The 12,013-nt window shown below is 33.7% G+C and carries 12 protein-coding genes and 1 tRNA gene; 7 read left to right on the top strand and 6 right to left on the bottom strand.

Annotated elements, in window-relative coordinates:
• From P8H50_RS01525 to P8H50_RS01505, 5 genes are all read left to right on the top strand, one after another.
• Positions 1-1,077, top strand: a complete 1,077-nt coding sequence (locus P8H50_RS01525; RefSeq protein WP_300205004.1) for an ABC transporter permease — start codon at positions 1-3, stop codon at positions 1,075-1,077.
• A gap of 9 nt (positions 1,078-1,086) precedes the next feature.
• On the top strand, positions 1,087-1,581 hold the full coding sequence (locus P8H50_RS01520; RefSeq protein ID WP_300204880.1) for a TlpA disulfide reductase family protein: 495 nt from the start codon (positions 1,087-1,089) through the stop codon (positions 1,579-1,581).
• Between the two features lie 48 nt (positions 1,582-1,629).
• Complete coding sequence (gene tpiA, locus P8H50_RS01515) at positions 1,630-2,379, top strand: triose-phosphate isomerase (protein ID WP_300204878.1); 750 nt, start codon at positions 1,630-1,632, stop codon at positions 2,377-2,379.
• 140 nt (positions 2,380-2,519) lie between these two features.
• Positions 2,520-3,356 carry a 50S ribosomal protein L11 methyltransferase gene (gene prmA / locus P8H50_RS01510; RefSeq protein ID WP_300204876.1) on the top strand — a complete coding sequence of 279 codons (837 nt, stop codon included), beginning with the start codon at positions 2,520-2,522 and terminating at the stop codon, positions 3,354-3,356.
• Between the two features lie 23 nt (positions 3,357-3,379).
• The gene (locus tag P8H50_RS01505) at positions 3,380-3,655 is read left to right on the top strand and encodes an ATP-dependent Clp protease adaptor ClpS (RefSeq protein ID WP_300204874.1); all 276 of its coding nucleotides are present in this window, start codon (positions 3,380-3,382) and stop codon (positions 3,653-3,655) included.
• A gap of 67 nt (positions 3,656-3,722) precedes the next feature.
• Here the strand turns inward: P8H50_RS01505 and P8H50_RS01500 are convergent.
• Positions 3,723-3,796 (bottom strand) — tRNA-Arg (locus P8H50_RS01500).
• A gap of 67 nt (positions 3,797-3,863) precedes the next feature.
• Positions 3,864-4,016 (bottom strand): SsrA-binding protein, encoded by a 153-nt coding sequence (locus P8H50_RS01495; RefSeq protein ID WP_300204871.1) that lies wholly within the window; start codon positions 4,014-4,016, stop codon positions 3,864-3,866.
• 573 nt (positions 4,017-4,589) lie between these two features.
• Between P8H50_RS01495 and P8H50_RS01490 the strand changes: the two genes are divergently transcribed.
• Both P8H50_RS01490 and P8H50_RS01485 read left to right on the top strand, forming a co-directional pair.
• The gene (locus P8H50_RS01490; RefSeq protein WP_300204868.1) at positions 4,590-6,572 is read left to right on the top strand and encodes an endonuclease; all 1,983 of its coding nucleotides are present in this window, start codon (positions 4,590-4,592) and stop codon (positions 6,570-6,572) included.
• Between the two features lie 13 nt (positions 6,573-6,585).
• Complete coding sequence (locus tag P8H50_RS01485; protein ID WP_300204865.1) at positions 6,586-7,524, top strand: calcium/sodium antiporter; 939 nt, start codon at positions 6,586-6,588, stop codon at positions 7,522-7,524.
• Positions 7,525-7,701: 177 nt separating this feature from the next.
• On the opposite strand, the gene P8H50_RS01480 is transcribed toward P8H50_RS01485, so the two are convergent.
• From P8H50_RS01480 to P8H50_RS01465, 4 genes are all read right to left on the bottom strand, one after another.
• Entirely contained in the window at positions 7,702-9,786 is a 2,085-nt protein-coding gene (locus tag P8H50_RS01480) for a T9SS type A sorting domain-containing protein (RefSeq protein WP_300204863.1), read from the bottom strand.
• Entirely contained in the window at positions 9,702-10,031 is a 330-nt protein-coding gene (locus tag P8H50_RS01475; RefSeq protein ID WP_300204860.1) for a hypothetical protein, read from the bottom strand. Before P8H50_RS01475 ends, P8H50_RS01480 begins: the two co-directional genes overlap by 85 nt.
• Positions 10,032-10,097: 66 nt before the next feature.
• Entirely contained in the window at positions 10,098-11,354 is a 1,257-nt protein-coding gene (locus tag P8H50_RS01470) for a fibronectin type III domain-containing protein (RefSeq protein WP_300204858.1), read from the bottom strand.
• Between the two features lie 241 nt (positions 11,355-11,595).
• The coding region (locus P8H50_RS01465) for a T9SS type B sorting domain-containing protein (protein ID WP_300204855.1) at positions 11,596-12,013 on the bottom strand (418 nt) is incomplete at its 5' end.

Below are 12,013 nucleotides of genomic sequence, written 5' to 3'. Positions count from 1 at the left end.
CTGCTTAGCTACTTCCTAAATAAAACATTATATGCACTACTTACATTATTTGGAGTAGTCACAGTTATATTTTTTTTATTTAATATTCTTCCAGGAGATCCTGCACAAATGATGCTAGGTCAAAACGAAGACAGCGAGCAATTAGCTATCGTTAAAAAAAAATACGGGTTCGATAAATCTATTGGTAAACAATACTTGTACTATTTAAACGACCTCTCTCCTATTTCTTTTCATTCTAATACCAAAGAGGATTACACTTATTTAACAGAAAATAAATACACTGCAAGTAAGCTGTTTACAATTGGTAACACATCAACTTTATTGAAATTACCCTATTTAAGAGAATCGTTTACCAAACAAGGTAAAAAAGTAAGTACAGTTTTGGCAGAAACTCTACCAAATACATTTGTTTTAGCAATTTCAGCCATAGGTATTGCCTTACTTTTGGGTGTTGGTTTAGGCGTAGTTTCTGCACTAAAAAAAGATACTTTTTTAGACAAAGCAATACAAATACTTAGCACTATTGGTATGAGTATACCTTCTTTTTTTAGTGCTATTTTGTTTGCTTGGTTTTTTGGATTTGTGCTGCATAAATACACCAATTTAGAAATGACAGGTAGTCTTTATGAACTAGACGATTTTGGAAAAAACGTAAATATTAAATGGAAAAATTTAATTCTTCCAGCGCTAGTTCTGGGAATTAGACCATTGACAGTAGTTATTCAACTCATGCGAAATTCATTACTAGAAGTCTTTAACCAAGACTACATTAGAACAGCAAGAGCAAAAGGCCTTAGCGAATTTCAAATTATTAAAAAACACGCCATAAAAAATGCATTAAATCCAGTAGTTACAGCTATTTCTGGGTGGTTTGCTTCAATGCTTGCAGGAGCTGTTTTTGTAGAATATATTTTTGGGTGGAACGGACTAGGAAAAGAAATAGTAAACGCATTAAACACATTAGATTTGCCAGTAATTATGGGTTCGGTGTTAATTATTGCCTTACTCTTTATAATAATTAATATTTTTGTAGATATTATCTATGCGTGGTTAGATCCTAAAGTAACATTGGAATAAAAATATATTATGAGAAAAGCCTTTATACTTTTATTATTGTTCATTTGGGTTTCATCATGTAAAGCTCAAGACGAACCAACAGAATTTTCTCAGGAAGCTTTAGCAGATTCCTTTACAGACCAAGACGGAAATAGCATCACATTTTCTCAAATACTAGAAACCTATAAAGGCAAGCAAATAGTTATAGATATCTGGGCATCATGGTGTAAAGATTGCATTCTTAGCATGCCAAAACTAAAGCAACTACAACAAAACAATAAAGATACAGTCTTTCTATTCCTTTCCTTAGACAAAAGTAATAAAGCATGGAAAAAAGGAATAGAAAAATATAAAGTAAAAGGAGAACATTATTACATGAAATCTGGATGGAAAGGCGATTTTGCCACTTTTTTAGATTTAGATTGGATACCACGATACATGGTAGTAGATAAAACAAGTAAAATTATGGTATTTAGAGCCATAAAAGTAGACGATAACAAATTAGAGACAGCATTAAAAATATAAATTTATACAAACTACTTTTCAATTTAGAAAAGACACATAATTAAAATCATGAGAAAAAACATAGTCGCAGGAAATTGGAAAATGAATAACGATTTACCTCAAACCGAAGCATTAATTACAGATTTACTAAAACAAACAAAAACATCAAATGCAGAAGTTATGATTGCGCCAACAGCAGTAAATCTTTACCAAGCATTTAATGCGACAAGAGCCTCAAATATAGAAGTTATAGCACAAAACATGCACTTTGCAGACAATGGAGCATACACAGGCGAAATTAGTGCAGCAATGCTAAAAAGCGTAGGAGTAAATACTGTCATTCTAGGACACAGCGAGCGTCGTGCCTATTTTAACGAAACAGATGAACTTTTAGCTAAAAAAGTAGATGCAGCATTAAAAAACGACCTAAGAGTCATCTTTTGTTTTGGTGAAGAATTAGCAGATAGAAAAGCAGGAAACGAAGAAAAAGTAGTAGAAAGCCAGATTAAAAATGCACTTTTTCATTTAGAAGCTTCTGCTTTTAAAAATATAGTTTTAGCCTACGAGCCAGTTTGGGCTATTGGCACAGGTGAAACTGCAAGTCCAGAGCAAGCACAAGACATGCACAAGTATATTCGTAAAACATTAAATAACAAATACGGAAGCCAAGTAGCTAACGACATGACCATACTTTATGGTGGAAGTGTAAAACCCAATAACGCAAAAGAAATCTTTAGTAAACCAGATGTAGATGGTGGATTAATTGGTGGAGCAGCTTTAAATGCAGAAGATTTTTACGCCATAATAAATGCTTTTTAAATCTGTAATTTTGGCGTTACCTTTATCCTGAGTTAAGTTCAGGATAAAGGTCGCGCTTTCACTACTCGCTCTCTTCGAGGAGCTCAAACAAACCGTTCAATCGCTAACGCACACATCTATTAAAAACAAAGGCAATCACGATGTCAAATACTATTTATATAGGTTATTACTTTACTGTAAAACCATTACAACCAGCAACCGAAATACTAATTGCAGAACTAGGTTATGCAGGATTCGAAAGCTTTGTAGAAACCGAAACTGGAGTAACAGCCTACATTCAAAAAGAAGAATGGAAAGGCAACATTTTAAAAGACATCTATGTTTTGTCCAGCGATGAATTCGAAATCTCCTATACATTCGATGAAATAGAACAAGTAAACTGGAATAGTGAATGGGAAAAAAACTTCAATCCTATAATTGTAGATAAGCTTTGTTCTGTCCGAGCACCCTTTCACAATAAACCAAACACTAAATACGATATTATTATCGAGCCAAAAATGAGTTTTGGCACAGGCCATCATGAAACCACACACATGATGATTCAACATATAATGGCTAACGATTTTAAAGGGAAATCTGTACTAGATATGGGTTGCGGTACAGCCGTTTTAGCCATTTTAGCCGAAATGAAAGGTGCAAACCCAATAGATGCAATAGATATAGACAATTGGTGCTATTTAAACAGTATAGAAAATACTGAACGCAATAACTGTAAAAATATAACCGTTTACGAAGGTGATGCTACCATATTAACAAATAAAAAATACGATATCATTATAGCTAATATTAATAGAAACATCCTTTTAAACGATATTAAAACATACTCAAAATGTCTTAACAAAAATGGCGCTCTTTTTTTAAGCGGATTCTATAAAGAAGATATTCCAATTATTGAAAAAGAATGTAACACAAACGGTTTAAAATTAAAAAATAAGTTAAATCGTAATAATTGGGTTGCATTGCATTTCGAAAATTAATATTTTAGTACAAAATACTGTAAATGAGTACCAAAGAGAAAATACAAGAGCAACAAGACGTAGACACGTTAGAAAAGCCAAACAACGAGATTGTTGTTTATAACGACGAGATTAACACCTTCGATCACGTTATAGAAACACTTATAAAAGCCTGCGACCATACTCCAGAACAAGCCGAACAATGCACTATATTAGTGCATTATAAAGGTAAATGTACAGTAAAAACTGGTGCTCTTGAAGACTTAAAACCAAGATGTTCTAAAATTTTAGAAGCAGGAATTAATGCTGAAATTATTTAGAGATTACTATTTAAAACTTTAAAAATTAGAAATAAAAAAAACCACTTCTATTGAAGTGGTTTTTTTGTGACCTCGACTGGATTCAAACCAGTAACCTCTTGAGCCGTAATCAAGTGCGCTATTCAGTTGCGCCACGAGGCCAATTTGTGGGTGCAAATATATCTTTTTTTATATAATGGGCAAACTAAATTTTGAAAAATTAAAGTCTTTAATCTAGTGCATTCTTAGTTATGTATACTTTCCAACCAAAAATAGCCATCTGTAACTTAGTGGCTTTACTTAAATCAAGCTTCTTCTTTGTATAACTTGGTAAAATAAGCTTATTAAGTTTTGCTAGTATTTTAAATGCTTGTTTTTTCACGTTCTACATATATACATACAAATTAGTCTTTTATCTTTAAATGCTTCAAAATTATACTTTTAATTAATGTTTGCCAAATGCTGTACTCTTTAAAAATAGTAAAACTTATTCTAGACTAAGTTTTACATTTTGTGATTACAGAAATATCGATAGTATAACATCGATAATAATTTTGGCAAGTGTTAGCATAATATTTAAGTTTTAAAAGGTTAATAATAACAAGCAATTTCATGATTGTTCGCTCAATATATATTTTTTGCTATTTATCTACCAAATAAAAACACAAGAATCAATACAATTAACTTTACTTTTATAATTAAAGAAACATTATTAATTATAACATGAAATTTTATTACTTAATAAGTGTTTTAATATGTAACATATATACTAGTATTAGTTTTAAATAATAACATTTGTAGAGCCTTTTTATGACTTAATATTAAAAACAAGGTGACTTTGATTAAAAAAAACATAAAACTTCATGTTTTCGTTATTTTTATTTTTAAAATTAATTAATTGTCCAATGAAAATTTGATTGAGTTATAGTCGTATATTTGCAAAAAAAAACATTAGATGAAAATTAAATCAACATTAGTAATAATAGTATTCTTTTTTATTTCTGTTTGCTTTTCGCAAACTGTAGTTATTAACGAATTAGATTCTGACACTCCTAGTATAGATGATAAAGAGTTTATTGAGTTATTATCCAACATACCAAATTTTTCATTAGATGGCTATGTATTAGTTTTTTTTAATGGTTCTACTGATGGTGCAGACTCTAGTTATTTAACAATAGATTTAAGTGGTTATACAACAGATGTTAATGGTTTGCTTCTTATTGGAAGTAATGCTGTAGTCCCTACTCCACAATTATTAATTGCCCCAAATCTTATCCAAAATGGACCAGATGCAGTTGCACTATTTACAGGTACTGCCGAAGATTTCCCAGAAGGTACTTTAGCAACTACTACAAATTTAGTAGATGCTTTAGCTTATGAAACTGGAAGCGCTGAAGCTCAATCACTTTGGGCACTTTTAGGCTTATCTGGTCAAGTAATTGAAGGGCCAAATAATAATACAGACTCTATACAACGTTTTGATGATGGTTTAGGAAATCCAGACAGCATTTCATATCTAGCAACGATACCTACTCCAAGAGCATTAAACGATGGGAGTGGGATTATTTTAAATGGGATTTTAACAACTGTCTCACAAGCCCAATATGATGAAGGCATGGCTTTTGACATTACATTTACAAGTGAACAGAATGTAACTTCAGATTTAAATATAAATTTCTCATTAAACAATCAAGGATTTAATACCTCAGATTATACAGGCAATACATCTGTTATTATTCCAAGTGGTTTTAACACCGTAAGTACTACAATAACTTTAATTGATGATATTTTAGACGAAGGTGATGAAGTTTTAAAAATTTCAATTTCCACTTTACCTACAGAATATTTAAGGTTAAATAACAATTTAGAAATTAGAGTTGTCGATAACGATTTTACAATGGCACCTTTTGGCACACCTTTATATCCTACAACAGGCATTGTTGCTAGTACACAACCAACAGGATATTATGATAGTATAAACGGATTATCTAACACTACTCCTACCACATTAGAACAAGGGCTGCAAAATATTATTGCGAATCCTGCAATAGTTAGAGCACAAACCTATGCAGATGTAATTGATATTTTAGAGGAAGCAGACCAAAACCCAGCTAACTCAAATGAAGTTTGGTTGCTTTACACAGAGCAAGGTCGTGCAAAGCTAGACATTCAAACAACTTCAAACAATGCCGGAACATGGAATAGAGAGCATACTTTTCCGCGTTCTTTAGCTGGCTATAATAGTATTGATTTAGACGAAATTAGAGATGGAAAAGATGTGTTCTGGATAACAAAAGCAGATTCTCTAAGACACGGTAATAGCGATGCTCACGCACTAAGAGCTGCCGATGGTCCTGAAAACAGCTCAAGAAACAACCAGCATTACGGACAATACAATGGTCCTTCTGGAACTGCTGGAAGTTTTAAAGGAGACGTAGCACGAAGTGTTTTATATATGCAGATAAGATATAATGGTTTAAGTATTGAAAACGGTTTTCCATCTACACAAGGACAAATGGGAGATTTAGTAACACTTTTAGATTGGCACAGAAACGATCCTCCAGACGACTTTGAAATGAATAGAAACAATATTGTTTACGAATGGCAATTTAATAGAAATCCTTTTATTGATATGCCTGAATTAGTTGAGTATATTTGGGGAAATCAAGCAGGTATGGTTTGGGATAACAGTTTAAGTGTTTCAGATTTTTCGGTTGAAACCATAAAAATTTATCCTAATCCAATTAATGATCAGCTTTTTATTTCTGGTAAAAACAATGAATATAATGTTGTTATATTTTCGTCAGATGGACGAAAATTACAATCAAAAACACTTAAAAATAACTCGCCTTTTAATTTAGATTTAGCTACTGGTCTATATTATGCAAGAATTTCTTCAGAAGGCAAAACTGAAACAAAAAAGTTTTTAGTTAGATAATAAATAGTATTTTATGAGTATACTTTGGGTAATCTTAGGTTTAGTACTTTTAGTAGTAGGAGGCGATTTTTTAGTTAAAGCATCTATAGCTTTATCTTTTAAACTAAATATATCAAAAATGGTGATTGGTATGACTGTTGTTTCTTTCGCTACCTCTGCTCCAGAATTATTAGTAAGCTTACAAGCTGCATTAAACGAAGCTCCAGCAATTGCAATTAACAATGTTGTAGGCTCTAATATTGCAAATATAGGCTTGGTTCTGGGCGTTACTGCTTTGATTGGACCTATAGCTGTAGATAAATCTTTTTACAAGCTTAATTGGCCTGCAATGCTTTTCTTTTCTTTTGTACTTTACTACTTTCTTGTAAACGACAATATATTATCAAGTTTAGAAGGAATGATATTATTTTGCTGTTTAGTGATATTCATAATTGTTCTAATTAAAACATCTAAATCAGACTCCGATTCTAGTGATGTTAGTGATGTTTTAGCAACAGTGGCAAATTATAAAATTTTAATATGGTTACTTATTGGTGCAGTAGCCTTATATTTTGGTTCTGTCTGGTTAGTTGATGGCGCAAAAAGTTTAGCAGAATCTCTGGGAGTTAGTGATGCAGTTATAACGGTTACTGTTATAGCTATAGGTACCAGTGTTCCTGAATTAGCAGCTTCTATAATTGCTGCTGCAAAACAAGAAAAAGCGCTTTCATTAGGCAATTTAATTGGATCAAATATTTTTAATATTGGTTCTGTGCTAGGTTTAACTTCTATTATTAAATCTATACCAGTAACAGATGCAAAAATATTAAATAATGACATTTTTTGGATGCTAGGTTTTGCAGCTATTCTTTTAGTTCTAATTTTAATACCTAAAGTAATGCAAATAAGCAGATACAAAGGCCTATTATTGGTTATATGCTATAGTTTATTTTTGTATTTATCTTTTAAATAGTGTTTTTTTTTAAAATTTTAAAAGAGGTTAAACTAATAATTACTATTTTAAATTATTATGAACGAAACTCCTGTTTTTTTTCTTATTAATCTCAAAGTATTAATAATAAAATATTAAAAAAATAAAGCCTTTCAAATTAAAGAAAGGCTTTATACTTATTATATAGTGACTTATTAATTAGTCTTTAATAACTCTTACTGTTTCTATAGTTTGTCCAATAGTTACTTGTACAAAGTAAGCTCCAGATTGTAAGTTAGACATATCAACAACATTAGATACAGCATTTGGTGCAGTTCTAATAACTTGTTGACCTAACATATTAAATACTGCAACATTAGAAATCTCTTTTTGAGCATTTAATGTTAATGTATTATTAACTCGGTTTGGATAGTAAGTAAACAATGCAGAAGTTTCAACTTCTACAGTAGATAACGTTCCACAAGTAACCGTAGCCTCCCAACCTTCTCTGGTAACAGAACCATCTGAAGTAAATACAAATGTTAAAGCACCTGAAGGATCTGTAGATGAAATAGATTGACCTTGTAAATCCCCTGTTCCCACTGCTGGAGCATCATCTCTATCCCAACACCAAATTGTTCCACCTCCTGGAGGATCAATAGTTCCAAATGTGGCATCTGGTCCATTGTAGATTGTTAAACCATCATAACAAGCAGCAGCACCATTATTCTCTGTACTAAAAGCTGTAAAAATAACACTTACAGCATCTCCTGGAGAATCTGGAGTAATAGTATACGAACTGTTTTTATTAATAGAATAATCTCCACTTGCTCCACCTGAATCTTTGAATATTCCATTAGTACAAGTAGGAGGTACAGCTACATAAGGTGTAGCGAATGCAAATGGTCCTGCCCAAGCAGAAGTTCCATCTACACCACAATCTGCCTGTACGTAAAATTCGTAACTATTGTCACCTACTAAACCAGTAGCAGCATATGGATTCGCAACACCAGAAGCTGTTGCTGTTCCTGTAACAACACCACCAGCAGTTATATCTACTAATTCGATATTCCATACAGTAGCTGCGCCATTCTCAGTCCAGCCTAAATCAGCAGTTGTTTCAGTAATAGTTGTAGCTGTCAAGGCACTAGGTGCAGGACAAGTTTCTAAAGTTGTAAAGTTGAAAGATCCAGCCCAAGCAGAAAAAGTTCCTCCACCACAATCAGCTCTTACGTAAAATGCGTAATCGTTATTTTGTGTAAGTCCAGTTGCAGTATAAGGGTTTGTAACGCCAGCGTTAGTTGGTGTACCTGTAGGTACTCCAGCTGCAGTTACATCTACAATCTCTACATCCCAAGCAGTTGCTGTTCCATTTTCTGTCCAACCTAAATCTGCAGTTGTATCTGTAATTGTTGTTGCAGTTAAAGCATTTGGTAATGGACAAGCTGGCAATTCTGTAAACGATACATTGTCAATAGCAATATCGCCTTCAAAAGTACCTGCACTCGTTGCTCTGAATGTAACAGATATCGTTTGTTCTGTATAAGCAGCTAAATCTACAACTGCCAATTCCCATGGTGTTGTAGCTGATGCTTGTTGCTCTCCAGATAATGTCCAAACGTTAGTTGTACCATTAACGAAAACATCTAGTGTTCCAATTTGTCCACCAAACATATGGTAGTTAAAGGTTAAAGCAGGAGCGGTAAGCGCTGTTAAATCTACTAATGGAGATAGTAAATCTGTTGTATTACCAATTGCTCCAGCAGAAGCTTCTGTATAAAAATAGTTTCCTGTTGTAATTGATGGATCTGGTCCTGTTCCTGCAGAACCAGCATCTGTTCCTGGTGCAGATTCCCAATAATATGCTCCACCTGAACCTGTCCAACAGTTTTGATTGTCAAATGCTGCTACTGCAGTTGTAAATGTTTCAAAATCTTCTGTATATGGTGCAACTGTTGCAATACAAGCAGTTGTAAAGGCAAATGGTCCAGCCCATGTAGAGGTTCCATTAGCAGCACAATCGGCTCTTACATAAAACTCATAATTATTATTATCAGCTAGACCAGAAGCACTGTATGGATTTGCCACTCCAGTAGCCGTTGCTGTTCCTGTTGCAGTTCCTCCACCTGTAATGTCTACGATTTCAACATCCCAAAGTGTTTCTGAGCCGCCAGCTGTCCATCCTAAATCGGCAGAATTTGTAAGTATCGTTGTTGCCGTTAATGCAGTAGGTGCTGGGCAAGCCACAGTTGTAGTGAATGCAAATGGTCCAACCCATGCAGAAGTCTCCCGTCCATACCACAATCTGCTTGCACATAATACTCGTAATTAGTTGTAGTGTCTAATCCTATTAGATTAAATGGATTTGAAACACCACTAGATGTAGCTGTACCAGTTACAGATCCACCTCCTGTAATATCTACTAATTCAATATTCCATGCTGTTGCTGTGCCATTTTCCGTCCATCCTAAATCAGCAGAGAAACCATCAATATTGGTTGCTGTTAAAACACCTGGTTGTGAACATGAAGGTAATTCTGTAAAAGACACATTATCAATAGAAATATCTCCTTCAAATGTCCCTGCACTTGTTCCTCTAAATGTAACAGAAATTGTTTATCCAGCATATGCAGCCAAATCCACTATAGCTAATTCCCAAGGCGTAGTAGCAGAAGCCTGTTGTTCTCCAGTTAGAGACCAAATATTTGTTGTTCCATTTACTAAAACATCTAGAGTACCTATTTGACCACCAAACATGTGATAATTAAAAGTTAATGCTGGAGTAGTAAGCGCTGTTAAATCTACTAATGGAGATACTAAATCTGTTGTATTACCAGAAACTCCACCTGAAGCCTCTGTGTAAAAATAGTTTCCTGTAGTAATTGATGGATCTGGTCCTGTTCCTGCAGAACCAGCATCTGTTCCTGGTGCAGATTCCCAGTAATATGCACCTCCGGTTCCTGTCCAGCAATTTTCAGAGACAAAAGCTGCTGCACCAGTTGTAAATGTTTCAAAGTTTTCAGTGTATGGTGCTGCAATTGGAGCACAAGCGGTTCTAAACATAAAAGGTCCAATTAAAGCTGATGTACCATCAACACCGCAATTTGCTCTTACATAATAGTCATATTCTGTATTTTCCATAAGACCTGTTAGTATATATGGATTTGTAACACCCGATGCTGTTGGCACTCCTGTTGGTGGCGTTCCTGTAGTAAGGACTTCAATATCCCATGCAGTTGCAGATCCGCTTTCTGTCCATGCTAAATCTGCTGTTGTGTCTGTAATGTTTGAAGCAGTTAACATTAATGGATCCGGACATGATGGTGGTGTTGCAGAGGTAATTGTCGGAGAATCAAAACAAAATCCCCATTCGAAACCTGGTCCACCTACTAAATCATCAAAATAAATTCTATATCTAAATCCTGATAATTGAGTTGCTGTAAATCCTGCTATGTTAAGCACATCTGTAGTGTATGCTTCAGTAGTCCCTGAACAAAAATCATTTGTAGGTGCTCCTGCAGTATCTGCATTAATTGGTCCATAAAATATATTCCAAGAACTAGCATCGGCATCCCAATATTCAAACTGTAATATATCATCATTGTTATAATTATAAACAAAATTTCCAGAAATTGTAATCCAAGTTTCTCCAGCTGCATGAGCAGCAGTAAGATTAATTATTGGAGATTCTGCAGCAATTTCATCGTCATTACCATTTCCTGCATCGTCATCATCAAAAGCAAAATTTGTTGTAATAGTTGGATCTGATTCAAAAGCAAGAGGATCTGTATTATAAATTCCTGTAACCGTCCATGTAGCATTGGGCCACATTGCATTTTGATTTAATGTTTGCGCATAAAGACTAAAAGTCATTATCATGCAAAACATAAAAAATAAAGTAGTTTTTTTTATTTTGAAAGATTATTAGATTAATAATTTAAGATTTTTTTTTATTTAAAACAATTCTATATGAAACTAACACTTTCTTTTTCAATTGAATAAAAATTAAAATTCTAAAATTCAAACCTAGTTCAACCTTAATTATGATATTAAAAAAACGCCTGGACTAAAGTTCAGGCGTTTTTTTGTTATTATTAATATAGCTTTTCTGGTTTTATCTTTTTAGTGTAAAATGCGCTCTTATGGTTTTCTTTTCATCAGTAGTTGGTTCTCTGTATTCTACCGTAAACCAATAGTCGCTTGTTGGCATTGGGTTACCATTGTAGGTTCCATCCCACCCTGCGCCTGTTGGGCTTAATTGCTTTAAGAGTTTGCCATAACGATCAAATATATATATTACCGCGTCTGGTTGGTTACCAATACCATAAATGTTCCATGTATCGTGGTAACCATCACCATTTGGTGTAAAGTATAATGGATAATCCATAACCATAATGCTTGTAGTGGTTTCACCACAGCCTACAGTGTCTCTTACTGTTATGCTATGTTGTCCTGCTTCTACATTGGTAAAGGTATACATGCTATCGTTTGGTGTGTTGATCTGCCAAGCACCTCCATCGATACTAAATTCG

The organism is Lacinutrix sp. (genome assembly GCF_029238095.1).
Taxonomy (GTDB): Bacteria; Bacteroidota; Bacteroidia; order Flavobacteriales; family Flavobacteriaceae; genus Lacinutrix.
Note: the sequence above shows the minus strand (reverse complement) of the source record. Positions and strands in the feature narration are given on the sequence as shown.

Bases quoted from the DNA above. Each gene is read 5' to 3' on its own strand.
- prmA (WP_300204876.1), top strand. From the start codon at position 2,520: ATGTCAAATACTATTTATATAGGTTATTACTTTACTGTAAAACCATTA.
- P8H50_RS01470 (WP_300204858.1), bottom strand. From the start codon at position 11,354: ATGACTTTTAGTCTTTATGCGCAAACATTAAATCAAAATGCAATGTGG.
- P8H50_RS01505 (WP_300204874.1), top strand. From the start codon at position 3,380: ATGAGTACCAAAGAGAAAATACAAGAGCAACAAGACGTAGACACGTTA.
- tpiA (WP_300204878.1), top strand. From the start codon at position 1,630: ATGAGAAAAAACATAGTCGCAGGAAATTGGAAAATGAATAACGATTTA.
- P8H50_RS01490 (WP_300204868.1), top strand. From the start codon at position 4,590: ATGAAAATTAAATCAACATTAGTAATAATAGTATTCTTTTTTATTTCT.
- P8H50_RS01485 (WP_300204865.1), top strand. From the start codon at position 6,586: ATGAGTATACTTTGGGTAATCTTAGGTTTAGTACTTTTAGTAGTAGGA.
- P8H50_RS01520 (WP_300204880.1), top strand. From the start codon at position 1,087: ATGAGAAAAGCCTTTATACTTTTATTATTGTTCATTTGGGTTTCATCA.